Raw genomic sequence first — 23,466 nt, 5'->3', positions numbered from 1 at the left:
CGCCCCATGTCCGGCACCTGGATGACTACCCGTGCGTGGCTTTTGATGTTGCCGCTGCTCGCGGTGATGATGGCCGTCATCGGATGGCCGTTGATTGACACCGTCACCTTGTCCTTTACTGACGCCAAGTTGGTCGGCACCGCAGGCAATTTTGTCGGTATCGATAACTACGTGAAGATGCTCACAAGCTCTAATTTCCAGCGCACGCTTTCAACGACCCTCGTGTTCGCGATTGTCTCGGTGACCGCCGAGATGGTGATCGGTGTTCTTGCTGCGCTGCTGCTGAACCAGAATTTCTACGGCCGCACCCTGCTGCGTGCGCTGATGATCCTTCCCTGGGCGCTGCCCACCGTGGTCAATGCCACCCTCTGGCGGCTGATTTATAATCCCGAATATGGCGCGTTGAATGCAATGTTGACCCAGCTCGGATTGCTCGATGCCTACCGCTCCTGGCTTGGCGAGCCGGGCTCTGCGCTTGCAGCGCTCATCGTCGCCGATTGCTGGAAAAACTTTCCGCTTGTTGCACTGATCGCCCTTGCCGCACTGCAGGCCGTGCCCCGCGATATAACATCGGCATCGCTGGTCGATGGTGCAGGGCCTTTCTCCCGCTTTCGTTTTGTCATCCTGCCCTACATCGCTGGTCCGCTGATGGTTGCGCTGGTTCTGCGCACGATCGAAGCTTTTAAGGTTTTTGACATCATATGGGTGATGACCCGTGGCGGACCTGCCAATAGCACTCGCACGCTGTCGATCCTCGTCTACCAGGAAGCATTTTCGTTTCAGCGGGCGGGGTCCGGGGCCTCTCTGGCATTGATCGTCACACTGCTGGTCACCGTGCTTGCGGCCGCCTACGCCATACTTGTTCGCAAGACCGCAGGGAGTGCAAGCTGATGGAACGTCGCAATCCTGTGTTCAACATCTTTATCTACGGCTGCGCGCTGTTGCTTGGCGCCGTCATTCTCGCTCCGGTCCTCTGGCTGTTCATCATGAGCATCTCGCCAGCTGCCGACCTTGCCGCCAAGCCATTGCGGTGGTGGCCGCAATCGCCAGACTTTTCGCGCTATGGTGTGTTGCTGTCGACGTTGGAAAACAGCGCTGGCGCGGCATTCACGTCGTCGCTGGTTAACAGCATCGAAGTTGCCGCATTGTCTACTATTGCAGCGATCGCCCTCGCCATCCCCGCAGGCTGGGCTGTGTCAAGGACACCAACGGTCGGCTGGTCGCTCACAATGGTGATCGCCACCTACATGCTTCCGCCTGTGGCGCTGGCCGTGCCGCTCTATATGGGTCTTGCCCATCTCGGCCTGCTCAACAACGTCTTCGGACTGGCACTGGTATATCTGACAATTCTCGCTCCCTTTACCACCTGGCTGATGAAATCCGGGTTCGATTCTATCCCGAAGGAAATCGAGGCAGCGGCGATGATCGACGGCGCGGGCCTGTTCCACACGCTGAAGATCATCACGTTACCACTGGCCATGCCCGTGATGGCGACGTCGGCCCTATTCGCCTTCCTGCTGGCCTGGGACGAATTCTTTTATGCGCTGCTGTTCACCTCCGATCAGCGCGCCAAGACACTCACGGTTGCCATCGCAGATCTCGCCGGTGGCCGTGTCTCCGATTATGGACTGATTGCAACCGCTGGAGTGCTTGCCGCCCTGCCCCCGGTGCTGGTCGGTCTTGTCATGCAACGCGCCCTGATCTCAGGGCTTACCAGCGGTGGCGTCAAGGGATGATCATGACCCAGCAAAAGAACAGACCCGTCGGCCTCGTCGCCATTGACCGCGAAATGGCCCGGCAGTATGCCGATGCGCTCGCCTCGTATGAAGCAGCGAAGACAAAAGCCCACACCATTGCCGCGTCATTGGCAAAGACAAGGAAGCTGCTGCTGCTCGGAATGGGCGGATCGCACGCGGTAGGCCGTGCCGTCGAACCACTCTATCGGGCGCTTGGAATTGACGCCATTGCCGCGCCTCTTTCGGAACAACTGGGCCAGCCACTGGCGCTCGAAGGTCGCACCGTTCTGGTCACCTCGCAGTCGGGCGAGAGCGCTGAGGTCGTGCGCTGGTTCGAAGAGACAGGCGGCAATGCCGAGACCTTCGGGCTGACATTAGAGGGCGGATCCTTCCTGGCACGCACTGTGACATCACTGATCGGTGCCGGTGGCACCGAGCTTGCCTTCGCCGCGACCCGCAGCCTCACGGTAACCTTCGCCTTGCACCTCGCCATTTTGTCAGCGTTCGGAGACGATCCATCAGCGGCTTTCGCCGTGCTGAATGCACCAGAGGAGCCCGACATCGCGCCGGCACTCGCTGCTCTCGCCACGGTTCGTACCGTCGTCACCTCCGGCCGCCGCCTGCAGGGCCTTGCCGAAGCGCTCGCACTCGGCCTCACCGAACTGTCGCGTCTGCCATGCTTCTCGCTCGAAGGCGGCCAGTTGCGGCATGGTCCGATGGAAATGCTCGGCGCGGATATTGGCGTCGTTCTGTTCCGCGGCAACGACAGTACGGCCGGCCTCGTGACGGCCATGGCCGTCTCCGCGGTGGAAACGGGCGCTCCTGTCATCATGTTCGACGCTTCGGGCGACGAACCGGTCGCTGGCACGGTCTCTATCCGCTTTGCCCCAGCCAACGGCCTTGCGGCGATCTTCGCAATGCTGCCTGCGGCGCAGCGGCTGATGATCGCATTTGCCGATGCCCGCGTCGACGATGCCGGCACGCCTGTACGCTCAACCAAGATTACCAGGAGCGAATAAATGCGACCTCTCGCAGTCATCGGCAACGTCAATGTCGATCTTATTTTGGGGCCTGCAGCTCCATGGCCAAAGGCTGGCACCGAAATCATTGTCGATCACGACGAGCTTCGTGTCGGCGGCAGCGCCGGCAACAGTGCGCTGGCCTGGGCAGCGCTCGGCGTGGAGTTCTCGATCGCCGCCAATGTCGGCAGTGACCAGTTCGGCAGCTGGCTGCGTGAGGCCTTCGGGGAGCGCGCCGCCAAATGGTCTGTCCGCTCGGAGCGCACCACGCTGTCGGTCGGCATTACACATCCGGACGGCGAACGAACCTTCTTCACGACACGTGGTCATTTGCCCCGCTTCGGAATATCCGATGTCCTGACCACGATCGACGGCGCGGCGATGGCGGGTGGATATGCACTGGTTTGTGGCTCATTCCTGACCGACGACCTGGCTCATAACTATGACACACTGTTCGACTGGGCGGCGACCCACCAAATCACCCTTGCACTCGACACGGGCTGGCCGCTGGACGGGTGGACAGAAAAGAACTGCACGAAGACACGTCGCTGGCTTTCCCGCTGTGGTATTGCATTGCTCAATGAGATTGAGACGACAACGCTCGCTGGCCTTGATGATCCGATCGAGGCTGCACGCGAAATCAGCTCGCACATGCCTGAAGGAGCGATTGTCGTCGTCAAACGCGGTCCTGATGGCGCAGTTGCCATTTGCCCTGACGGCTCGTTGGTTACAGTTGCAGCACCCAAGGTCGAAGTCGTCGACACGATCGGCGCCGGTGATGTTTTCAACGCCGCATTTCTGGCTGCGCTTGCCGATTCCAAATCTGTTGAAGCCTGCTTGATTGCTGGAACACAAGTCGCGTCGCGCGCAATTTCCACCCTTCCCCGTCATTATGGCGGACCACTTGCTTCCGAGGAGGCCGTTCGATGAGCGCGCTTGAGATCAACAGTATTCGCAAGACATACGGTGAAGTCGAAACACTGAAGAGCGTCGATATCTCGCTTGAAAGCGGCGAGTTTCTTGTCCTTCTCGGCTCGTCCGGTTGCGGCAAATCAACGCTTCTGAACATCATTGCCGGGTTGGTAGAAGCGACTAGCGGCGATATCCGGATTGGAAATCGTTCGGTGCTGGGCGTGCATCCAAAAGATCGCGATATCGCGATGGTGTTCCAGTCCTATGCGCTTTATCCCAACCTGACAGTGCGGCGGAACATCGGTTTTGGACTGGAAATGCGTCAGGTACCGGTGCAGGAGCGTGACAGAGCGGTCAACGAGGCTGCCAGATTGCTGCAGATCGAGCCGTTATTGGATCGCAAGCCGGCTCAGCTTTCCGGTGGACAGCGCCAGCGCGTCGCGATCGGTCGTGCGCTGGTGCGAAAGCCTGAAGTCTTCCTGTTCGACGAGCCCTTGTCCAACCTTGATGCCAAATTGCGCATGGAAATGCGCACAGAGCTCAAGCGGCTGCACCAGATACTGAAAACGACGGTGGTCTATGTCACGCATGACCAGATCGAGGCAATGACACTTGCGACCCGGATCGCCGTCATGAAAGACGGACGCGTCGAACAGCTTGGCACACCTGCAGAAATCTACGACCGACCGGCAACCTTGTATGTAGCCACTTTTGTTGGCGCACCGCCGATGAACCTGCTGCAGGTGACGGTCGAGAATGGCGCTCTGGCGATCGATAATGGAGACGGCCGTGTGCCTTTGCCGTCAACACTGAAGACTGCGCCAGCAGATGGGCAGAAGCTCATCCTCGGCATTCGCCCGGAAGCGCTTTCGCTCGCCGGCAATGGCAATACCATCGACGCGCGTTGCGATGTGGCCGAGTTGACCGGTCCGGAGCTGCTCGTTACCGCATCCGTCGGCACACAGCGCGTCACAGCGAGCCTACCACCAAGAACAGCTCTGGCCAGCGGCGACCACATATCGCTGTTCTTTGATCCGGAAGCCGTTCACCTCTTCAATGCGGAAACCGGGCTTCGGTACGGCTGAGCGCGTAATCGTTTTCGATGCGTCAGGACTATGCCGGGTAGGCGTCGCGCGTCGACGCCCCAGAATTGCCCATAAACAAGATGTCGCCTGGCATTAGAATCTAAATCACTGATGCCACGTGAAGCTCCAACAACGGTAGAGCCTCAGTAATTATTCACCTCGAAAGAATTCGACCCCGCGTTCAAAAAATCGATTTATAGTCAATGCGAGACAGTCCCCGCAATTGTCCTGAGATTCGATGTTGGCCACAGCACCATCGCCCTGCCCTCCGGTAAACTGGCTGTCGAAACAAATGGATTGAATGAATTCCGGATCTGGCACATTGAAATGTCTTCCGTTGGTTGTTACCTGATCGCAAAAATAACAGGATGTCAGATGGCAGCGCGCGACAGATATTCCCGAAAGCTTGAATGTTCAAACTGTGGTCACCAAGGCTTTGCAGAAGTCTCGGAAACCGACGATAAGCGTTCAGCTAATGTCGATTTTCGCGTCGACGAGATGCCGCGCGGATTTCGTGCCGAGCGTCCATCCAGCATTCCCTCGGAATTCATGATCCGCTGCTCGCACTGCGGCAACCAGTTCCGATTTGTGGAAAAGACAGCCTACGCTCAAGGCGGTGAGCCGCGCAAGCCGGGGCGCTAGGTCTCCAGTTCCATACAGGCTTCAAACACTTTCGTTATACAAGACACGCATATCAGTGTTCAGGGATTCTAGCTGCTACTTGTCGGTGACGAAAACTCTCGATGGGGATCGACGACACACCAGTCGCTCTACCCTGGTGGTTCGCAACGAACATCACAGTATTCTGTGAAGCGTTTGCCCGACTATCCGATCTTCTAACGCGTCGACAATGCAAAAGTAGTCATCATTCATATTCTGCATGGCGCCACCGACTATGGCCCTCCCTTTCGCAAGCTCGGCGGCAACAAGATACCAGAAACATGCATTGACAGGGTTTTTATGCCTGAAAAATGCGGTAAGCGGCACGGCCTCCCTATGACCTTACGCGCGTGACAGTCTTTCTACAGGACAATCACCGACCGGCCGCTTGCCGCGAAGGCTTACCTTACAAGTCCACACCTTGCAGTTTTTCGATCAGCGTGTTGCGATCCTCGAGGGACTTCAATCGCACCGTGAGGGCCTCACTCTTGACCGGCACCTGGGGCGGCAGGGACACGGCGACGCCCGGAATATTTTCGGCCGCCCACCGCCTGAAACGAGGCAACTTGTTCGGGCCGCTGATGGGGAACGTATGGGTGTATCTAAAAGTCATTGGTGGCTCTTTCTGGATATGGATTATGCGCTGGCACAAAGGGCCAGGCTTGCCCCACAGTTTCAGTCACGGATTGGGAAACACCTGGCGCCAATGTTGCAATCGCAGCTCTTGGCGCCAGGCAGTTAGCGTCCGGCACTGGTCCTTCGAATTGGAAAGACAGAAGGCATCCAACCTGCGAAGCCTGTCAGAAATATCGTCGGCACGTCAGGCACCTCGCGTATGGTGGTCGCGTAGTCCCTCGGAACGGTTGTGTTGCTCAAGGCGACCCGGCTCCGAGTCGATTGTCCTTACGAACTCGGCAAGCTGGATATCATCAAGCTTGTCCGCCGCTGCTTCGAGGGAAAACCACCGTCGGTGTCTTTGCTCCTTCTGACGCCAGTGGGTCAACGTGCCACGCACGTTCATACCGAACACAGTGACGCGGCAGGCAACCTGCGATCCTTCGTCAAGGACCTTGATGTATTGGTAGGTTGTCACCGGGACGGTGGAAATTTCACCGATGATGCCCGCCTCCTCGAAAGCCTTCCGGGACGCCGCAACAAAGGGCGGTTCTCCCTTCACGGGCAACCCCCTGGGCATGATCCATCGTCCCTGCCTGCGCGAGGTGATGAGCAGCACCGTCCGTTCGCCATCACGCCCGATACGCCACGGAAAGACCCCGACCAGCTGCAACTCGTCCGTATCGCCACCTGTTAGGGTCTTACCGCTCAAGGTCATCGCGCAAGTCATAGTCCGGCATCCTCCGAGAGCAAAAGGAATGTCTCTAGAGACGCCTGTTGCTTACGAACGGCAGAGCGGCGGTCGATTGTGGACGGAACAAAGGTGTCGCACCATGGGCAACGGGCCGCAGCACCCGGCAGTTTTCGGTTGCATGTGACGCAGGTGGGATGGTGTCGAAAAAGGGACATGATACGCTCCATGACACGCCTCAACGACGTGTAACGAAACCGCATTTTCTATTACGTGTGTGCCCGGAGCGGCTGGGTCTGTGGCGGCGTTACAGGATCAATGCTGCCAGCTCCGGGTGACGGAGCGTGCTTGATCGGTAAGCCAGGAGATTTGAATGACCCAAGTATTTCGCATGACAGTTAGGTAAGCAGAGGAAACGTATCCTTCAAGGCGACGTTTTGCCGCACGATTAAGAGAACGCATGACATCTGGGCCAGTGCGCGATGACCTCATAGAAGTCTTCAGTAGCCTAAAACGCCGTCGGCGATTTGCGTCTGACAGTGGTGATGTCTTTCACAAGCGCCCATATGACGCGTCTTCGCCCTTTCGATGAAGAGCTTGGTCGGCGCAACGATCAGTCAAACGAGATTCCTGGAATGTGATCTCGAGGAACAAGATGTCTGCTGTGAGCTTTACTATTGGCATTATCCAAGGAGTTTCATAATGGCATTTATAAAAGCAAAAGACGGGACTAACTTGCACGTAAAAGACATGGGTCAAGGACGCCCTGTGGTGTTGATCCATGGCTGGCCCCTGACCGGCGACATGTTCGAATATCAAACGGTTGCTCTGCTCGAGGCCGGTTTCCGAGTCATCACATATGACCGCCGTGGATTTGGACAGTCTGGTCACCCCGCAAGTGGCTATAATTACGACGTCTTCGCTGACGATCTGGCCTCAGTTATTGATGGTCTTAATCTGGAAGGTGCTGCGCTTGTCGGTTTTTCCATGGGTGGAGGCGAGATTGCCCGTTACCTGTCGAGACACGGCGCATCCAAGATTTGTAAAACCGTGCTCGTCGCATCGGTCGCGGGGTACTTACTCAAGGATGATACGAACCCGGACGGTGTCGATGGAAGCGTCTTTGAGGGAATGAAAAAAGACATCAGAGAGGATCGCTTTGCTTTCCTCCAAAGCTTTGCCAAGACGTTTTACGGCGTCGGATATGTCACTAAGCCTGTTAGCCAAGGTGTGCTGGACTGGTCGTTTGTGCTGGGTGTGATGGCGAGCCCGAAAGCCACAATCGATTGCGTAGATGCATTTGGTAAGACCGACTTCCGTGCAGATTTTGCTGCCTTCACGGTTCCAACACTGGTGATTCACGGTACAGGCGACAAAACCGTCCCCATTGATCCCACTGGGCGGGCTGCCGCGAAGGCTATCGCAGGGGCGAAACTGATCGAATATGATGGCGAACCCCATGGCCTGTTCGCAACGGTCCCTGATCGCCTCAACCAGGACCTTATTGCGTTTCTGTCTTAAGCAAAAACGGGCGAGCGCAAATGTTACTTTGCGCTCGCTATCTCAACGATCACGAAATCAACGTGGATATCTGATCTCAGGAAACCCATTTTCGTAGAACCGTCGCGAGTATTGATAGACCTGTAGCGTAGTTTTTCCAGCACATCGACAATCCACATACGCACCGGTGACTGATCATCAATGACGAGCACTGTTTCGATCGTTTCAGGCCGATTTTCGACGAGCAAGCTTCGAGTGGCGTCTGTACCAGCGACTTTAGCATCTTCGGGGCGAGGCAGCATGAGGGTGAAAGATGTGACCTTTCTAACTTCGGACTGCACGTCCTGTCAGACTGACTGGTTGCCAGACCCGAAGATCATCAAAGCCAAGTCCCGTTCGCACGCCAATAAACTTTTACTCCAAATGGACGGGCCCAGCAGCTTCGGGCACTGTGGGGTGAGTTCGAGCCTTACGCCGCCGAAGAGGCCTGCCGCGTCGCGCCGGTCGGAGTTGCGTCAGCCACATTGTGCATGGCTTACTCGTTGCGCTGGGAGTTCATCGCCGAACAGCGAGCGAAATCCACCACGACAACATTGCCGCCTGAGCTTAGATCGACGCCTCCTACCTCTTCACAGCTCTGATAAACTGTCAGTTCCTCACTACTTGACGTGCAAGTCGAATTGTTGAGGTGGCTTTCGTCCTTCGCTGTTTGCCGGTTCTGATGAAGCTGCACGACAAGCTTTTTGTAATATGCGACTATGGCGTTATGTTCTGCACGGCTTATGTAGCGCTCATGAAATTGGGGGGTCATTCTATCCTCATCTGCAACACCGTAATCGGAATGCCCGCGCTCAGTTGGAGGTTCCCGCGCCGCTTAGACCATGCTTAATGCATAGTAAATACGGGATGTTGGTTAACCGGCGTGTCGTGGACGAGCGTTCGATGGCGGAGTTGGTCTATCGAGTGTTGAAAAACGAAAGAGCCGGGTTCTACCGCGACGAAGTGCAAAAAGTTTCGACTCGATGCAATGCCACGGAGAGGTTCCAGAAGCTCTCATGTTCGAACTAATGCCCTCCCCGGGGGCCTCGCTATTGAAAAAAAGCGCGGAACGCGGCCACTATATCCGAAAGGATGCTAATCTCGTCTTCACCGATTTCACCGTGCAGTCGCCTCAACTGTATTGCCCTGGATGGTCCCCTCATGGCCTGGGTGGAGCTCCCCATTTCCAAGCCAACCATGCCATGCTTCGTTGGCGCGGACGTGTACCGTCTGTCGAAAACGCTACCGCGAATGGAGCCTCGTGCAAAATATCGGCACATCAAACTCAGTTCTCTAGGGGTGCGCTGCTCTCCAGACGATAACCTTGCTGGACACGCCCACGCCGACGTGTCCCAACAAAGCATTGCGCGTGCCGCCGAAAACGTTGCACGCGCTTTGAAAAACCGCTCAGAACTGGACCATATCGTCGACTTCGACCGGTAAGCCCGTCTGGAACGACCGGTTGGCGGCAAGGCCGGTCAGGATTGACATGGCACCATCGCGAAAATCTGCGGCGAAGGCACCGCCGGAATTCGAACTACCGAAGATATCTGCCAGCATGCGGTTGTCGCCACCGCCATGACCGCCCTCCTCCATCACGACAGGTACGATACGCGGTTCGCCGTGCAGCGGGAAATGATAGAGTTGGATACCCTTTGCAGCGCCTTCCTCGTGTGAAGAACCACCGGCATTGATATAGGAGGTTTCGCGAACCATGAGTTCGATTCTCCCCTTCGACCCGTTGAAGGCAACATTAAATCCTTCCCAGGGCGCATAGGTGTTGAGCGAATAGGTCATGACCGCGCGGCTCTTGTAGCGCACCATGACCTGCATCGTATCTTCGATGCTTATGCCATCCCCGAAGACGTTCTGATCCCGTTGGTAACCGTCCTCATGTTCGGCATCCCAATAGAGCGCTTTCTGGACCGGGCTTTCGGTCAGGTCGATGGCGAAGGGATCGGTTTTAGCGGCGGCAACTCCGGTGGTGCGGTTGTAAGGCGTGAACAGGCCCCGCTCCTCGGCATTGGCGCGGCCATAAAAGCGCAGATCACCCATTCCGAACACGGTCTGTGGCTGGCTTTGCAGCCAGAAATTGACGAGATCGAAATGGTGGGTGGACTTGTGCACCATTAGCCCGCCGCTGTTGCGCTTGTCACGATGCCAGCGGCGGAAATAGTCGGCGCCGTGTTTGGTATCGAGCAACCACTCGAAATGGACGGAATAGACATCACCAATTCCGCCTGAAGCGATGATCTCGTGGACAGCCGCATTGTGCGGCGCGTAGCGGTAATTGAAAGTGACGCGGACCGAGCGACCGGTACGCTTGACCGTATCGATGATCTGCTGGCATTTGACCACATCCGTGGTCATCGGCTTTTCGGTGATGACGTCACGGCCAGCTTCCAACGCCGCGATGATGTAGGTGTGATGTGTACGGTCGATCGAGGTGACGATCACGACATCGGCAGCTGTCTCATCCAGCATGCGACCGAAATCCTCGACCTTATAGGTGGGCAACTGGCTAAGGCCGAACTCCTCGATCAGCACTTTGTTGGTGTAATCCATGCGCGTCTGGTTGGTATCGCAAAGTGCTACCAGTTCATTCTGCGCGCTGAAATTACGCGCAATGGCTTCGTAAAACATGCGGGCGCGCGCGCCTGTGCCAACGATGACGTATTTTTTCTTGGCCATCGACTATCTCCTCTTCCATTCACGCCAAACCGCTTCGATCAATGATGCCGATCTGACGCAGCCACGTGTTTCTGATTGTCCCGTGAGAAGGACGCTACTTCGCTTTACCGGCGCAGGGCGCAACCTTCCGCATCGAATAGGTGCAATATTTCGGATCAGTCCGCGATGCGGCACGATCGGCAGATCGGCAGGGCACGCCGGGTGCCAGGGGTCAGCTTATCAACCAACAAACTGGCCGGTGGGATTATTAATTGTCCCCACTTTTCCTCCTTAAGTGTGCTCTGCACGGCGAAGTTAGCCCTCTCGAGGTATATGGACAAATATAATATTTCCGACCATTCATAAAATTTCTTTATGGAGAAGAGAAGGCGGACATGAACAAAGCACTTGAGCAATTTGTGGCGGTCGCCGAAGCTGGGTCATTCATGGCAGCGGCAGAGATACTGCACATCTCGCAACCAGCACTGAGCTACAACATCAAGCGACTGGAACAGTCACTGGGTGTGGAACTCTTTTATCGCTCGGCACGCGGTGTCCAGCTGAGCCCTTATGGGGAAACGCTCTACAACAGCGCGATCCTGATGAACCGCCTACACACGAACGCCCTTACAACAATCGCCCGGCAGAAAGCGGAGCTGGAAGAAGGCATCAGTATCGGAACCGGCTATTCCACCTGGATTCTGCTTTTGAAGGATTTTGTGATCGAACACTTCAAAGCCCACCCGGCAGCACCAATCAATGTCAGCATAGGCAATATGATGCGCTGCATGGACCAGCTGGTCGCTGGCGACATTTCCCTGTTCATGGGACATCGCATCGACCATCTAAAGCCGGGGCTTGCGGTCGATTTCATTCCGTTGGGATCAGCGACCGACGGATATTTCGTCCGTGAAGGGCATCCGCTTCTTGAAGGAACCCGTAAAATTGACGAAATCCGTAACTATCCAACGACAATGGCGAATCCGGCAGAGGCTCGTCAAAAGCGCCTCATCTCAGGGACAGGTGCTCAAAACCTCGACGGCACTGGCCACGCATTCGCATGCAACTCGATGGATGCCTGCATCGGTTTTGCGCAGAGTACGGACGCAGTGCTGATCCACAGCGATGTCCTGAGAGACTATTTTGTCGAAAAGGGTCTGCGAGAGGTGAAGATTTGCCCGAATAGTCCTCGCCGCCTGGCAGTGATGGGGTTTTACCTTCTGCCGGAGAGCAGATCCAATCCCAAGATTAAGGACATCATCTGCCTGATATCAGCCCGTGCCGAGGCGGCGGGACTGTTTCCATCGGCGATTTGAAGACAAGTATTGTTAACCCGCCCACGGTAACGAGAAGGCAACCGGGCGTTCGACGGCTGGCTATCGTCGGGACGGCAGCTCGGGACCAGCGGCGATAACAACAACTATCACGCGGGCGTTTATGAAATTGCGCGACGGCAAACCATCATCGCACACAGGTTGAAATTGCACCGCAGGCAAGGAGAAAAAATATACTACAAGTTGCCAAAATAGATCAAAATAATTTCGATAAACCTCAAGAAATGATATTTAATTATATTTAAACCATAACTAACTAAGCATAGGCGCGACAGAGCATCGATCAGGTCGCCATGATGGCACGCACCGTCTGTTATTCTTCATATCCACGCCGAATCCCCTGCAGCAGAGTTTTTCGTTCGACCGGCCTCGGTCGTAATGCTCCCTGCTTCGTGTTCGCGACTTCAAAATAGAACCGCGAGGAAATATGTCATTTCTTAAAAATGCGAGCATTCGCACGAAAATTCTGTCCCTGATCCTTCCCCTGTGTGTGGTTGGCTTGAGCGCCACAGCCTTTATCTCCACCCGGTACAAACAAGCAGATACAAGCTATTCCGACTTTATCTCAAATGACGCTGCGGCAAGCGTGGAAATGTCGCGCGCAAACCGAAATGTCGTGGCAACCGCATATGCCGCCTATCAAATCCTGACTTATCGCCAGGAAGATCCAGCGATGAAAACAGCGGTGGACTTTTACAACGATAGCAAAAGTAAGCTATTTGAGCGTCTTCAGAATACGAAACTACTCTTTCCCAGCGAGAGTGTTGCGATCGACAAAATCATAGAGAGAACGAAAGACGTCGTCGCCCTGACCGACGAGGCCGTACAACTGGGGCAAGCGGACCAGAACGACCCTGCAAGGGCGGCTCTCGCGAAAGCCGACACGCTGATCCTGCCTCTGACCACCGACAGCGCAACGTTTCTGGATCAGATATTGAAAACGGTCGCCGTGAGAAGTGACGAACTGACCAACCAGACAAATTCTACTATCTTCACCTCGCTGACGGTCGTCGGCGTGGCCTTCGCGCTTGGCATCATTGCATCACTCATCGTTGCCGCCAAAGGCATTACCACTCCAATCGCAGCCTTGCGTGAACGCATGATTTCGCTGGCCCAGGGGCAGACGACTGCACCTGTAGATGGGCAGGACCGCAAGGACGAAGTCGGTCAGATGGCAAAGGCTGTCTCCGTTTTCCGTGACAACGCCCTTGAGAAAATTCGCCTCGAAAAAGAAGCTGACGCGAACCGCAGCCTTTCCGAACAGGAACGCCTGGAACGAGAGGCCCAGAAGGCGCGGGACGCTGCCGACACGCAATTCGCCGTCGATCAACTGGCCAAGGGTCTCGATCGCCTTGCAGATGGTGATGTTGCCTACCGCATCGAAACACCTTTTGTTGCCCATCTCGATACGCTACGCAACAACTTCAACGGTTCGGTTGCCAATCTGAATGACGCACTACGTGCCGTCGGCCAGAATGCCCGCGGTATCGACGCTGGTGCCAATGAAATCCGTTCTGCGGCCGACGACCTGTCAAAGCGTACCGAGCAGCAGGCTGCATCGGTCGAAGAAACAGCGGCCGCGCTGGAAGAGATCACCACCACAGTGAAGGATAGCAGCAACCGTGCCGAAGAGGTCGGCCACCTCGTTGCCAAGGCCCGTAATGGGGCGGAGAAGTCAGGTGAAGTCGTGCGTCAGGCCGTGACGGCCATGAACGAGATCGAGCGCTCGTCCGGTGAGATCACCAGCATCATCAGCGTTATTGATGAGATTGCCTTCCAGACCAATCTTCTTGCTTTGAACGCCGGTGTCGAAGCTGCACGCGCTGGTGAAGCTGGTAAAGGCTTTGCAGTCGTCGCACAGGAAGTTCGCGAACTGGCGCAGCGTTCGGCAAAGGCTGCGAAAGAAATTAAGGCACTGATCACCACTTCCGGTGAACATGTTCGCTCAGGCGTGAATCTGGTCGGTGAAACGGGTCGCGCGCTGGAAGTGATTGTCACTGAAGTCCAGGAAATCAACCGGCACATCAATGCCATCGTGGAATCCTCACGCGAACAGTCGGTTGGCCTTCAGGAAATCAATACTGCCGTCAACACGATGGATCAGGGCACGCAGCAGAACGCAGCCATGGTTGAGCAGTCGACCGCGGCTAGCCACAGCCTTGCCAAGGAAGCTGCATCTCTCAACCAGTTGCTGTCACGCTTCAATCTGGGCAACGGCGCGGGTGCAAGCAGCTCGGCTCCAACTGCCGCACCTGTCCGCTCTGCGTCAAGCGCGTCCATACCAGCGCCATCTCCAGCACGTGCGCTTGGCCGCAAGATCGCGGGCGCATTTGGTGGTGGCTCTGCTGCTGCCGTTGCACGGGATTCGTGGGAAGAATTCTGACATCCAAGACTGCTGCTAGGGGCGCTTATTCGTCCAGCCCTTAACGAAACTTTGAAATAACTATGGTCGGGAATTTTGCTTACGGTAAAGGCAGGTTCTCGACCGATGGTCTTTCCAACAAAGACCGGGTAATCAGTGGCTGAACGGCAATGAGGATCGGCGGAACAGTAAGCCCACAGCCAGAGTTTGTTTTTAGCTGTTTCTCCAGTCGGCGCCGTAAGCGGCACACGACGGCGCGCTAGGCAAGAGCATGGGGGGGCCCGCCCCATCCTCACACCGACACGACTACATGAGCCATGTCAGCGGAGCCGTTGAGAAGATGAGACACCGGGTTTCATGAAGTTAATCGCAGATGCCGAAACCCGACAAATCCTCAGAGCAGCTATCCTTGGCATCGAGGGGACGAGGCAATCCAAAGTATGGATGCAATGAACGCCTGCCCCCCCCATAACCGACCCTTTTAATGCTCGGCACGTGCCCACGCTTATCGGAGACCTGAAGTCAGCCTCCTGATCTGCGCACTCGCACCGCTCAAGCCAACCAGAAAATCAAACCCGATATAGCAAAGCCCACAAGGCCGACTAACGTTTGCATAACAGTCCAGGTCTTGAACGTTGTTTTAATGTCCATTTCAAAGAAACGGCCAACCAGCCAGAAGCCGGAATCGTTGACATGTGAAAGTACAGCAGAACCGGACGCGATCGCAATGACGATGGCCGCCAGCTCAATGCCCTGGTAACCGGCAGCCTGGACAGCAGGCTGGATCAGTCCAGCAGCTGTAATCAGGGCAACTGTTGCAGAACCCTGTGCGACCCGCAATGCCGTTGCAACCAGAAAACCTGCCACAAAAACTGGCATACCGATATCGACCAATGCGCTCGACAGAGCATCGCCGATCCCCGAGGCACGAAGGACACCGCCGAACATGCCTCCTGCGCCGGTAATCAAGATAACGGAGCAAACCGGACCCAGAGCGGAGTCGACGATGCGCTCAACCTTGATAGGATCACGACCCCGCATTGGTCCAAGAACGACGGCCGAGACCAAAACAGATATTAAGAGGGCAATAGGCGTCGAACCAATCGCGCGTAACAACTGAAACCAGCCTGCATCCTTATCCACCCAGTCCTGAGCCCGGGCGAAATCAAGTCCTGTATTCATGAAGATCAGCGCAAGCGGCAAAAGCAGGAGCCCGACGACAAGTCCGGGACTTGGCAGGGACGCCTCGTCCTCAGGCGTTTCGTCTTTCTGAACGACTTGGGGAACGGGTAAAAGGATTCGTTTGCCGATCCATTTGCCGAAGAAATGACCAGCAATGATCCAGGTCGGGACGGCAACAACCAGACCGACAATGACGAGTAGACCAACGTCCGCACCGAGCAACTCAGAGGCGGCAACCGGCCCTGGGTGCGGTGGCACGAAGACATGCATGCATGAGAACGCGCTCGCAACAGGAATACCATACAGCAGGAGACTTCCGCCCAGGCGACGCGCAACCGTGAACATCACAGGCAGCATAACAACGAGGCCTGCGTCAAAGAAGATCGGGAAGCCGAAAAAGAGGGAGGCGATGCCCAAGGCCATTGGCGCGCGTTGCTCGCCAAAACGCCGGACAAGATCATCGGCGAGAGCTTGTGCGCCACCAGATACTTCGAGCAGGCGTCCCAGCATTGCGCCAAGTCCGACAAGCAGCGCTACGCCGCCAAGTGTAGAGCCAAATGCATTTGTCAGTGTGTTCATGATGTTTGCCATCGGGATGCCCGTGACAAGCGCCGTCAGGAAGCTGACGAGAATAAGGGCAACGAAGGCGTGGACACGAAACTTGATGATGAGCAACAATAGTAGCGCGACAGCGCCAACCGCTATCGAAATCAGTGTGCCTGCGGATAATGTCTGTTCAAATTCCGGCAAATATAAGCTCCTTGATGTGATGGAGTGGCTGTTGACAGCCGCTTTTCTGAAAATCCCTGTTGAACTTAAAAAGATTTCTGAGCCGAGGCCTTACGACAAAGAACAGCACCACTCAACGAGATCACGCGTAATTCTCCTGAAAAGAAGCGCGCGAGCGTCACCTCTTCGTGACCATCCGCCTACGCGCGCGAAAAACTCGAAAGCAAAACTAAGCGATTAACATTCGACCCATCCTGCCCGTCGATGTACCCGCCATTCGTGATCTCTTTCTACGGTCACGCCGTGCAGCGTTCGTATGGGAGCGGTGCTCGGACCCGACGCTTGATGATTTCGACAGTCAGACCGAGGGCGAGTCACAAATGATCGCGCTCGATGAAGAGCGACATGTGGGTTCCATCTCGATGTGGGGACCTGACAATTTTATCCATCATCTCCACGTCACGAGTCGTTTAACTGGGCGGCAGATACTCCGGCCATTCCTGCGCCCCATGAAGCACACGAAGGATCCGAACTTTCGTCTCGGTAATAGTGTATGCCGCGACGTAAGGCGTGCCATTGATAACGAGTTCGCGTGTCCCGGCAATTCTGCCCACGCGCCCACTCGCCGGGAAATCGAGTAAACGACGAGAAGCGGCGACTATTCGTTCATCGATCAGAACTGCGGCAGCGGGATTGTCAATTTCGACTTATGTAAAGATGGCATCGCGATCTGATAGCGCAAATGCAGACCAGGCAAGTTTCACGATTTTGGTGCGCCTGCTTTTAGACGGGCGGCTTTTCGCCGTTCTGCAAAATGCGCCTCAACCTCTTCGTCTGATAGATCCGGTCGAGTATCGTTCAACGCTTGAAGCACCTTGGTCCGAAACCAGGCATCATGCGCTTCACTGCCCGAAAGAAGTTCAAGCGGTAGCGCCCCCTCGTTGGCAGTCCGCGTGAGCAAGATACGAACCACATCAGATACGGTGAGGCCCATACTTTCGAGCACGGCGGAGGCACGGTCTCGAACCTCGGCATCAATACGTGTTTGGACAAGTGCGTTTGCGGCCATGACTATCTCCATATTTGTCGGAATAGTAATGCAATTGAATGACATCTTCTGGATGAACTTTAACGGCGGGATAATCCTGCTGACGGCTCTTTTAAGATGTGGGAGAGATCGAACTGTCTCGCAACAAACAACGGCCTGTAGAATCGACACAGATATTGATTTCATTTGGAAACACCGAGAGCTCGATAAGCCTAAGCGGCACCAACTGTGATGACGTTGCTGTCGTTGCGACATACAATGTAACAGCAAACGGCTTCTCCAGGTCACAGCAGGAACGATGTAGCATCACTAAGGGCGATTCTTGCCACAGGATAAAACAGTGCTGGCAGACCGAGTTCCCGATAAGGTTTTGGCAGGCGGCTTGAGAAGATGCCACAAGTCTACCTCCCATCATTCAGAGTTATGGCAAACCGCGAACGTCCCCTTCGACTAAGGCACATTGAAAGGCTTCAATCTTCCTTCGAAAGCGACGTTGATGATAAGCCAAAAATTGGGGCCTTATGACAGTATTGCGCCGACATCGGAGGATGCTTCCCTCGGAGAACTCCCAGATCAGCTGTACGGACAAAACCAGAGAGTGAACAGATGGTCGAAATTCGCCCCGCAAAAGCCGCTGATTATGAGGAGATTGTCCAGCTCTGGCACCAAGGATGGCATGATGCCCATGCTAACCTTGTGCCTGATGGGGTGCTGCCTTATCGGTCTAAGGACGATTTCAGTCTCTGGCTGACTGAAGCGGAGGACGCATTCTTCGTCGCAGCAGACGACATTGGCATAGTCGGGTTCGTCTCCGTAAAGGGAGCTGAGGTTGTCAAACTCTATGTCAGCGACCGTGCTCGTGGTACACGCGTGGCCCAGACATTACTATCCTTCGCTGAGAAACTTCTGAGTGAGTCCGGGATAGCAAGAGCGATGCTGCTCTGTACGGCCGGCAACATTCGGGCTGAGCGGTTTTATGCGCGGCAGGGGTGGGAATTATCTGGTTCCTACGAAGACGCGCTTTGGACACCAGCGACTAGCAATGAAAGGTTCTTTGTGCTGACCCACCGATTTGAAAGGGACCTGAAGCTGCTTCTTTAACAACGCTGCGAACAGTTTAGGATCTGCGTCGCGGCTATTTTTATATGACCGGTTTGGGCAAATTTCGGCCATCAAGACTAATGTGCTCTCGAATAGATGTGAACCGACAACCTGCCAAAGCAAAGACTGCCAATCATGGGCAATATTCTATAATATCCTATCGCTCGTCACGAGGATCGACTGATCGTACTTAGTCGCCGATGTTGCTCCGATGCACACGCCAGTGCCTTGTCGAAAACGGCTTGGCGTTGTCGGCATGCTTGGGTTGGTCTATCGATGCGGCGCGAACGCAGTCTGACAGCCGATAGAGAGGCACCAAATCAATGGCACGCAAGCAGAGAGACAATTTTACTACGCAAGATGTGGAGGCGGAGCCCGTCATCTGCCAGCTCTGCGAGCGGGTGATACCTGACGACCAGATCGAGCACCACCATCTTGTTCCCCGGAGTAAGGGTGGCAGGGTCACGGTGCCTTTGCATCGGATATGCCATAGCCACATACATGCAGGCTTCACTGACGCCCAGTTGGCAAAGAAATTCTCCACGATCTCAGCTATTCTCGAGGACCCCGCGATTCAGAAGTTCGTCAGTTGGGTAAAAACAAAACCAATTGGCTTCGATGATGAAGCAGAGGAGCGGGGCCGACGTCGCTGACTATTGGCCACCAGACTACGCGCTCAAGGCTTGATTTAAGATTGCCTGCGCGTTGCCTGCCCCGATTTAATGCTTTGACCCCTGGTAAAACATTGATGCGGCAACGTAGCGGAAACGCATTTTTGCGGGAAAACTGCGTTAAATGGCCGATCCACAGTTATTCAGTGACTACGTAGTCCCGTTGGATCATTGACGTGGCTGTGAACCACTCGGATGCGCGAGTACGCTGCTGATGAAAATCAAAGGCGGCTCGGTCCGAAAACACTTCTTCAACGCACCAGACGAGAGGGTTTTCAGTCTGCGACACCTCAAAGGAGAGGCAACCCGGCTCTGCCTTGGTCAGACGGATATGATCAGGCAGGTGCGTTTTGACGATCTCCACCTCATCAACGGTCGCGCAGCGAAGGAGGCCAGAGAGCCGAACCTGAGTTTCTGGTTTGTCCATATTGTTTCTCCAATTCCAGCGTTTGGCCGTGTTCGTCCATCAGATATCGCGTCGACATGTGGTGCTATGAGGAGCCGAACTATTATTGACGATATGGCGGCCGAGAAGCCGCCATTGCCTATCTCATACCGGTAAAGACACGCGTCTTTTCACCACCCTATCCGTAAGTGGATTGGAACGCCCCGCCGTCGAGCAAAAGATTTTGTCCAACGATATAGCCTGCGTATTGGCTGCACAGGAAGGCGGCGGCGGCACCAAACTCTTCTGGCGTGCCGAACCGGCCTGTCGGATTGAGCGCATGTGCTTTGCGTCGAGCCTCATCGAGGCTGATACTTTGTTCTGCGGCGGTTCTCTTCATTAAACCCTCTGTACGATCTGTTTCGTGTGAACCGGGTAGAAGATTGTTGATGATGACCCCGTGTTTTGCCACCTGCCTAGCCGTTCCGGCAACGAAACCGGTAAGCCCGCTGCGCGACGCGTTGGAAAGCCCAAGTTCGGGGATCGGCGCTTTGACAGATGCGGAGGTGATATTGATCACCCTTCCCCATTTCCTGTCGATCATGCCCGGCAGCACCGCTTTCATCAGCAATATCGGCGCAAGCATATTCGCGTGAAGAGCTTTGAGCCAGTCATCCTCAGTCCAGTCGGACCAAAGCCCCGGCGGTGGGCCCCCAGCATTGTTGACCAGGATGTCCGGTGATGGTTCCGCGTCCAGAAGTGCCGCGCGACCTTCCGCCGTGGTCACGTCAGCAACGACCATGTGAACCTCGGCATTGGTCTGTTTTCGAATTTCGCTTGCAGTCAACGCAAGTGCTTCAGGGTTCCGGCCATTGAGCGTGACGATGGCGCCCGCTTCCGCGAGTTTCTGCGCGACACCCTTGCCAAGCCCTTTTGAACTTGCGCAGACGATTGCCCGTCTGCCAGCTATTCCAAGATCCATTGCGCGTTCTCCTTCTATCGTTTGGCCATCCGGGCGATTGCTTCAACCGCTTCAACAAGTTGGACGATCTCATCTTCGGTGTTGAGGTAGCTGACCGAAGCGCGGGCCACTTCCTGCAAACCGCGAGCTGTCATATCGTAAGGCGTGTATGACACCCCGTTTGCACCGATGTTGATGCCTTTTTCGGCTAAGCTACTTTTGACGTTTGAGGCCAGGATGCCGTCTACCGTGAATGAAACCAGTCCCGAATATGTCGATCCGAGATCACGCACTTCGACCCCGGGAACAAACCGCAATCTCTCCCGAAGGCTTGCGGAAACCACGCCGATGCGGTCCCGAATTGCCGCCACACCCAACTCCGAAGCAAGGGAAATCGCCTCTCCCAAACCCATAAGCAATGCGATTGATGTCTCCGACATTTCGAACTGACGCGCATCTGACCGCAGGAATGGCGTACCATTCACAAGAGGAGCTGAACTTACATCCACAAAAAGCGGATCGAGTTTGTGGAGAAATTCGGGCCGAATATACAAGAGCGCGGTCCCACGCGGTCCTCGCAAATGTTTCCGTCCGGCACTTTTGAGCACGTCACAACCGATCTTTGCTACATCAATCGGGATTTGACCCAATGCCTGCCCGGCGTCCACCAAATAGGGAATGCCCGCGGCGTTGGCTATCTTGCCAACGGCCACGGCATCGTTGATCAGGCCACCATTCGCGGGAAGCCAGGTCAATGAAATCAGCCTTACCGTATCATCAATCATGTGGGCCAGCGCATCCGGATCGACACTTCCGTCCTCGCGGCAGGGAATGACCTCAATGCGGGCGCCGCTTCTGCTTGCCGCGCGCTGCATCGTAGCGACATTTCCACCCCATTCGTGGCGACCGACAAGAATGCGGTCGCCCTCGCGCAGCGGTGGCAGTGCCGCAAAAACCATGCCCCACACGGAGGACCCCGACGATCCGAATGCGATATCTTCGGGCTCTGCACCCATCAGGTTTGCCGCATTGTGACGTATGGTTGAAAGCAGATCTGCGACAACGGCTGCAGCCTCCATCGGACCACGTGATGATTCAAGTGCCAAGTGTCGTGTCACCGCCTCCGCGACAGCCCTTGGTGAAAGCGATGCGCCAGCATGGTTGAAATGGATGAGCTCGGCGCAGCCTGGGGTGTCAGCTCGTAAGCTCCTGACCCTGGCGTCTGTCAGCACCTGCTTTCCTCCAACTCAACAATCGCATCGATCTCGACAGCAGCTCCGGCGGGCAGCGAACTCATTCCGAGTGCGGCCCTTGCGTGTTTGCCAGCATCACCGAAGACAGCAACCATCAGGTCTGAAGCGCCATTTGCGATCTGGGAGTGATCCTTGAACTCATGTGTTGCAGCGATATAGACGCCGAGCTTGAGGACACGGCGCACGGATGAAACCAGGCCATCCGTATGGGCTACGATCTGAGCGAGAACATTGATGGCCGCAATGCGGGCGGCCTCGGTGCCCTGATCATCCGCACAATCCCTACCAAGTGTTCCCGCGAGAACCTCACTGTTGGGAGCCTTGCTGATCTGACCTGAAATGAACAGGAGATTGTTCGCTTTTGTCACAGAGACGTAGCTTGCGACAGGCGCAGTTGGAGCAGGCAGTTCAATTCCGAGAGTCTTGAGCTTTTCGCTGATGGATATCGACATGTGTTTCTCCTTTTTTTAATTCATGGAAGAAATCCGTGCCATCGACCAATTCAAAGCTTTGCAGCCTGCGATCGAAATTGTTAATGTCACGCACAACACTCGTGAGGCAGACCAGATTTGCGCAGCTCCCCCCTTCTTCCTCCACTGCCCGCTCTCAGGGTATTTCAGGCCGTAGCCCACCGTTTAAGTTTTCGGCTGGCTGGTGAGGAGTTGCTGATTACTCAAAGCGCCGTCAGTCATCATATCAAGCAGCTTGAAACCGCATTGGGCACGCAGCTTTTCCAACGCAAAAGCAAAAGCATCGGGTTGACTGACGAGGGTGTGATGTTTCTAGACACCGTGGATCAGGCATTGTCCCTGCTGGCGACAGGGACTGCGCAGTTGCGCGCACGCTCAGGCCAGACATATCTGCGCGTCAGCCTCTTACCATCTTTTGCTGCAAACTGGCTGATCAGTCGCCTTGAGCGGTTTGAAATGCAATATCCGAATATAGAGCTGGATCTAGACCCAACTCTGCATGTGGTGGACATAAATCGCGGAGAAGCAGACGTCGCAATCCGTTTCGGTGACTTTAGTGCGGATAAGCAGGGAGGCATTCATCTCGCGAATGAGGAGCTTTCACCTGTGATGAGCCCGGTTCTTTTCGGAGACGGATCCCGCTTCCAGTCTACCGATGATCTGCTGCCTCACCCCATATTGCAGGCGAAAAGCGGGCTCGAATGGCAATTGTGGAGCGAGAGCGCGAACCTCTCCCTCGACAAAGCCAGACACATACGCCTAACCGATTACAATATCGTCCTGCAGGCAGCACTTGATGGACAGGGTATAGCCATGGGCCGAAACCTGCTCGTCAAGGAACATCTGCGAAAGGGGCGGCTGATTCAGCCGTTTCCAGTCAGTTTCAGCTCAGAGAAGGCAGCCTATTGGGCGGTATGTGATCTAAACTCAAAAAATGCCGCCGCTATCGAGGCATTCGTGGAATGGCTCAAAGCCGAACTGCAATTTTAGCTTGGGTCAGGCGTACGCGTTGACCGTAACATTTCCTTCTTCTGAATCAGGCC

23 protein-coding genes and 2 pseudogenes are annotated in these 23,466 nt (G+C 55.4%); 13 read left to right on the top strand and 12 right to left on the bottom strand.

Features of this window, described 5'->3' with window-relative positions; genetic code table 11:
- Nucleotides 1–6: 6 nt before the first annotated feature.
- The 6 genes from ACZ5FM_RS23090 to ACZ5FM_RS23065 all read left to right on the top strand — a co-directional run bounded on the left by ACZ5FM_RS23090 (nt 7) and on the right by ACZ5FM_RS23065 (nt 5,394).
- Nucleotides 7–891 carry a carbohydrate ABC transporter permease gene (locus ACZ5FM_RS23090; protein WP_192490028.1) on the top strand — a complete coding sequence of 295 codons (885 nt, stop codon included), beginning with the start codon at nt 7–9 and terminating at the stop codon, nt 889–891.
- Nucleotides 891–1,736 (top strand): carbohydrate ABC transporter permease, encoded by an 846-nt coding sequence (locus ACZ5FM_RS23085; protein ID WP_464041376.1) that lies wholly within the window; start codon nt 891–893, stop codon nt 1,734–1,736. Before ACZ5FM_RS23090 ends, ACZ5FM_RS23085 begins: the two co-directional genes overlap by 1 nt.
- Nucleotides 1,733–2,755: an SIS domain-containing protein gene (locus ACZ5FM_RS23080; protein WP_312948166.1), complete on the top strand. Its 1,023-nt coding sequence runs from the start codon at nt 1,733–1,735 to the stop codon at nt 2,753–2,755. The genes ACZ5FM_RS23085 and ACZ5FM_RS23080 overlap by 4 nt, the downstream gene beginning before the upstream one ends.
- Nucleotides 2,756–3,685 carry a PfkB family carbohydrate kinase gene (locus tag ACZ5FM_RS23075; protein ID WP_312948164.1) on the top strand — a complete coding sequence of 310 codons (930 nt, stop codon included), beginning with the start codon at nt 2,756–2,758 and terminating at the stop codon, nt 3,683–3,685. It begins immediately after the preceding gene.
- Entirely contained in the window at nt 3,682–4,752 is a 1,071-nt protein-coding gene (locus ACZ5FM_RS23070) for an ABC transporter ATP-binding protein (RefSeq protein ID WP_464041375.1), read from the top strand. Before ACZ5FM_RS23075 ends, ACZ5FM_RS23070 begins: the two co-directional genes overlap by 4 nt.
- A 375-nt stretch (nt 4,753–5,127) precedes the next feature.
- Entirely contained in the window at nt 5,128–5,394 is a 267-nt protein-coding gene (locus ACZ5FM_RS23065; RefSeq protein WP_192490308.1) for a hypothetical protein, read from the top strand.
- Between the two features lie 424 nt (nt 5,395–5,818).
- On the opposite strand, the gene ACZ5FM_RS23060 is transcribed toward ACZ5FM_RS23065, so the two are convergent.
- Both ACZ5FM_RS23060 and ACZ5FM_RS23055 read right to left on the bottom strand, forming a co-directional pair.
- On the bottom strand, nt 5,819–6,025 hold the full coding sequence (locus ACZ5FM_RS23060) for a hypothetical protein (RefSeq protein WP_312948160.1): 207 nt from the start codon (nt 6,023–6,025) through the stop codon (nt 5,819–5,821).
- A gap of 207 nt (nt 6,026–6,232) precedes the next feature.
- Nucleotides 6,233–6,757: an NUDIX hydrolase gene (locus tag ACZ5FM_RS23055; RefSeq protein ID WP_312948157.1), complete on the bottom strand. Its 525-nt coding sequence runs from the start codon at nt 6,755–6,757 to the stop codon at nt 6,233–6,235.
- A 663-nt stretch (nt 6,758–7,420) separates the two neighbouring features.
- Between ACZ5FM_RS23055 and ACZ5FM_RS23050 the strand changes: the two genes are divergently transcribed.
- On the top strand, nt 7,421–8,239 hold the full coding sequence (locus ACZ5FM_RS23050; RefSeq protein ID WP_312948545.1) for an alpha/beta fold hydrolase: 819 nt from the start codon (nt 7,421–7,423) through the stop codon (nt 8,237–8,239).
- A gap of 23 nt (nt 8,240–8,262) precedes the next feature.
- Here ACZ5FM_RS23050 and ACZ5FM_RS23045 read toward each other — a convergent pair whose 3' ends face one another.
- From ACZ5FM_RS23045 to ACZ5FM_RS23035, 3 genes are all read right to left on the bottom strand, one after another.
- Complete coding sequence (locus ACZ5FM_RS23045; RefSeq protein ID WP_464041374.1) at nt 8,263–8,559, bottom strand: hypothetical protein; 297 nt, start codon at nt 8,557–8,559, stop codon at nt 8,263–8,265.
- Between the two features lie 194 nt (nt 8,560–8,753).
- A complete protein-coding gene (locus ACZ5FM_RS23040) occupies nt 8,754–9,029 on the bottom strand; it encodes a hypothetical protein (RefSeq protein ID WP_464041373.1) in 276 nt (91 codons plus the stop codon).
- A gap of 635 nt (nt 9,030–9,664) precedes the next feature.
- Complete coding sequence (locus ACZ5FM_RS23035) at nt 9,665–10,948, bottom strand: Gfo/Idh/MocA family oxidoreductase (protein ID WP_275642919.1); 1,284 nt, start codon at nt 10,946–10,948, stop codon at nt 9,665–9,667.
- 374 nt (nt 10,949–11,322) lie between these two features.
- Here ACZ5FM_RS23035 and ACZ5FM_RS23030 point away from each other — a divergent pair, with 374 nt between their 5' ends.
- Both ACZ5FM_RS23030 and ACZ5FM_RS23025 read left to right on the top strand, forming a co-directional pair.
- Complete coding sequence (locus ACZ5FM_RS23030; RefSeq protein ID WP_312948150.1) at nt 11,323–12,243, top strand: LysR family transcriptional regulator; 921 nt, start codon at nt 11,323–11,325, stop codon at nt 12,241–12,243.
- Nucleotides 12,244–12,688: 445 nt separating this feature from the next.
- Nucleotides 12,689–14,644 carry a methyl-accepting chemotaxis protein gene (locus tag ACZ5FM_RS23025; RefSeq protein ID WP_275642917.1) on the top strand — a complete coding sequence of 652 codons (1,956 nt, stop codon included), beginning with the start codon at nt 12,689–12,691 and terminating at the stop codon, nt 14,642–14,644.
- A gap of 531 nt (nt 14,645–15,175) precedes the next feature.
- Here the strand turns inward: ACZ5FM_RS23025 and ACZ5FM_RS23020 are convergent.
- The 3 genes and pseudogenes from ACZ5FM_RS23020 to ACZ5FM_RS23010 all read right to left on the bottom strand — a co-directional run bounded on the left by ACZ5FM_RS23020 (nt 15,176) and on the right by ACZ5FM_RS23010 (nt 17,603).
- Nucleotides 15,176–16,555 (bottom strand): GntP family permease, encoded by a 1,380-nt coding sequence (locus ACZ5FM_RS23020; protein WP_259148082.1) that lies wholly within the window; start codon nt 16,553–16,555, stop codon nt 15,176–15,178.
- Between the two features lie 449 nt (nt 16,556–17,004).
- Nucleotides 17,005–17,298, bottom strand: a pseudogene (locus ACZ5FM_RS23015) (type II toxin-antitoxin system RelE/ParE family toxin).
- Nucleotides 17,295–17,603 carry a type II toxin-antitoxin system RelB/DinJ family antitoxin gene (locus ACZ5FM_RS23010; RefSeq protein WP_259148084.1) on the bottom strand — a complete coding sequence of 103 codons (309 nt, stop codon included), beginning with the start codon at nt 17,601–17,603 and terminating at the stop codon, nt 17,295–17,297. The pseudogene ACZ5FM_RS23015 and the gene ACZ5FM_RS23010 overlap by 4 nt, the downstream one beginning before the upstream one ends.
- Nucleotides 17,604–18,188: 585 nt before the next feature.
- Here ACZ5FM_RS23010 and ACZ5FM_RS23005 point away from each other — a divergent pair.
- A complete protein-coding gene (locus ACZ5FM_RS23005; RefSeq protein ID WP_464041372.1) occupies nt 18,189–18,683 on the top strand; it encodes an N-acetyltransferase family protein in 495 nt (164 codons plus the stop codon).
- A gap of 323 nt (nt 18,684–19,006) precedes the next feature.
- On the top strand, nt 19,007–19,336 hold the full coding sequence (locus tag ACZ5FM_RS23000; RefSeq protein ID WP_259148087.1) for an HNH endonuclease: 330 nt from the start codon (nt 19,007–19,009) through the stop codon (nt 19,334–19,336).
- Between the two features lie 157 nt (nt 19,337–19,493).
- Here ACZ5FM_RS23000 and ACZ5FM_RS22995 read toward each other — a convergent pair whose 3' ends face one another.
- The 4 genes from ACZ5FM_RS22995 to ACZ5FM_RS22980 form a co-directional block, all read right to left on the bottom strand.
- On the bottom strand, nt 19,494–19,781 hold the full coding sequence (locus ACZ5FM_RS22995) for a putative quinol monooxygenase (protein ID WP_312948139.1): 288 nt from the start codon (nt 19,779–19,781) through the stop codon (nt 19,494–19,496).
- Between the two features lie 157 nt (nt 19,782–19,938).
- Nucleotides 19,939–20,721, bottom strand: coding sequence for an SDR family oxidoreductase (locus tag ACZ5FM_RS22990; protein ID WP_464041371.1), 783 nt, complete (start codon nt 20,719–20,721; stop codon nt 19,939–19,941).
- Nucleotides 20,722–20,735: 14 nt separating this feature from the next.
- Entirely contained in the window at nt 20,736–21,932 is a 1,197-nt protein-coding gene (locus ACZ5FM_RS22985) for an aminotransferase class V-fold PLP-dependent enzyme (RefSeq protein WP_464041370.1), read from the bottom strand.
- Nucleotides 21,926–22,405 (bottom strand): RidA family protein, encoded by a 480-nt coding sequence (locus ACZ5FM_RS22980; RefSeq protein ID WP_312948133.1) that lies wholly within the window; start codon nt 22,403–22,405, stop codon nt 21,926–21,928. The genes ACZ5FM_RS22985 and ACZ5FM_RS22980 overlap by 7 nt, the downstream gene beginning before the upstream one ends.
- Nucleotides 22,406–22,522: 117 nt before the next feature.
- On the opposite strand from ACZ5FM_RS22980, the pseudogene ACZ5FM_RS22975 reads away from it, so the two are divergent.
- Nucleotides 22,523–22,714 (top strand): annotated as a pseudogene (locus tag ACZ5FM_RS22975) (LysR family transcriptional regulator); the annotation flags it as partial.
- Nucleotides 22,715–22,756: 42 nt separating this feature from the next.
- Nucleotides 22,757–23,413 carry a LysR substrate-binding domain-containing protein gene (locus ACZ5FM_RS22970; RefSeq protein WP_464041543.1) on the top strand — a complete coding sequence of 219 codons (657 nt, stop codon included), beginning with the start codon at nt 22,757–22,759 and terminating at the stop codon, nt 23,411–23,413.
- The last annotated feature ends 53 nt before the right edge of the window (nt 23,414–23,466 follow it).

The organism is Agrobacterium sp. 5Ca50, from assembly GCF_055381905.1.
Note: the sequence above shows the minus strand (reverse complement) of the source record. Positions and strands in the feature narration are given on the sequence as shown.

Excerpts from the sequence above, each read along its gene's own strand:
- ACZ5FM_RS23090 (WP_192490028.1), top strand. The coding sequence starts at position 7 with ATGTCCGGCACCTGGATGACTACCCGTGCGTGGCTTTTGATGTTGCCG.
- ACZ5FM_RS23085 (WP_464041376.1), top strand. The coding sequence starts at position 891 with ATGGAACGTCGCAATCCTGTGTTCAACATCTTTATCTACGGCTGCGCG.
- ACZ5FM_RS23080 (WP_312948166.1), top strand. The coding sequence starts at position 1,733 with ATGATCATGACCCAGCAAAAGAACAGACCCGTCGGCCTCGTCGCCATT.
- ACZ5FM_RS23075 (WP_312948164.1), top strand. The coding sequence starts at position 2,756 with ATGCGACCTCTCGCAGTCATCGGCAACGTCAATGTCGATCTTATTTTG.
- ACZ5FM_RS23070 (WP_464041375.1), top strand. The coding sequence starts at position 3,682 with ATGAGCGCGCTTGAGATCAACAGTATTCGCAAGACATACGGTGAAGTC.
- ACZ5FM_RS23065 (WP_192490308.1), top strand. The coding sequence starts at position 5,128 with ATGGCAGCGCGCGACAGATATTCCCGAAAGCTTGAATGTTCAAACTGT.
- ACZ5FM_RS23060 (WP_312948160.1), bottom strand. The coding sequence starts at position 6,025 with ATGACTTTTAGATACACCCATACGTTCCCCATCAGCGGCCCGAACAAG.
- ACZ5FM_RS23055 (WP_312948157.1), bottom strand. The coding sequence starts at position 6,757 with ATGACTTGCGCGATGACCTTGAGCGGTAAGACCCTAACAGGTGGCGAT.
- ACZ5FM_RS23050 (WP_312948545.1), top strand. The coding sequence starts at position 7,421 with ATGGCATTTATAAAAGCAAAAGACGGGACTAACTTGCACGTAAAAGAC.
- ACZ5FM_RS23040 (WP_464041373.1), bottom strand. The coding sequence starts at position 9,029 with ATGACCCCCCAATTTCATGAGCGCTACATAAGCCGTGCAGAACATAAC.
- ACZ5FM_RS23035 (WP_275642919.1), bottom strand. The coding sequence starts at position 10,948 with ATGGCCAAGAAAAAATACGTCATCGTTGGCACAGGCGCGCGCGCCCGC.
- ACZ5FM_RS23030 (WP_312948150.1), top strand. The coding sequence starts at position 11,323 with ATGAACAAAGCACTTGAGCAATTTGTGGCGGTCGCCGAAGCTGGGTCA.
- ACZ5FM_RS23025 (WP_275642917.1), top strand. The coding sequence starts at position 12,689 with ATGTCATTTCTTAAAAATGCGAGCATTCGCACGAAAATTCTGTCCCTG.
- ACZ5FM_RS23010 (WP_259148084.1), bottom strand. The coding sequence starts at position 17,603 with ATGGCCGCAAACGCACTTGTCCAAACACGTATTGATGCCGAGGTTCGA.
- ACZ5FM_RS23005 (WP_464041372.1), top strand. The coding sequence starts at position 18,189 with ATGGTCGAAATTCGCCCCGCAAAAGCCGCTGATTATGAGGAGATTGTC.
- ACZ5FM_RS23000 (WP_259148087.1), top strand. The coding sequence starts at position 19,007 with ATGGCACGCAAGCAGAGAGACAATTTTACTACGCAAGATGTGGAGGCG.
- ACZ5FM_RS22995 (WP_312948139.1), bottom strand. The coding sequence starts at position 19,781 with ATGGACAAACCAGAAACTCAGGTTCGGCTCTCTGGCCTCCTTCGCTGC.
- ACZ5FM_RS22990 (WP_464041371.1), bottom strand. The coding sequence starts at position 20,721 with ATGGATCTTGGAATAGCTGGCAGACGGGCAATCGTCTGCGCAAGTTCA.
- ACZ5FM_RS22980 (WP_312948133.1), bottom strand. The coding sequence starts at position 22,405 with ATGTCGATATCCATCAGCGAAAAGCTCAAGACTCTCGGAATTGAACTG.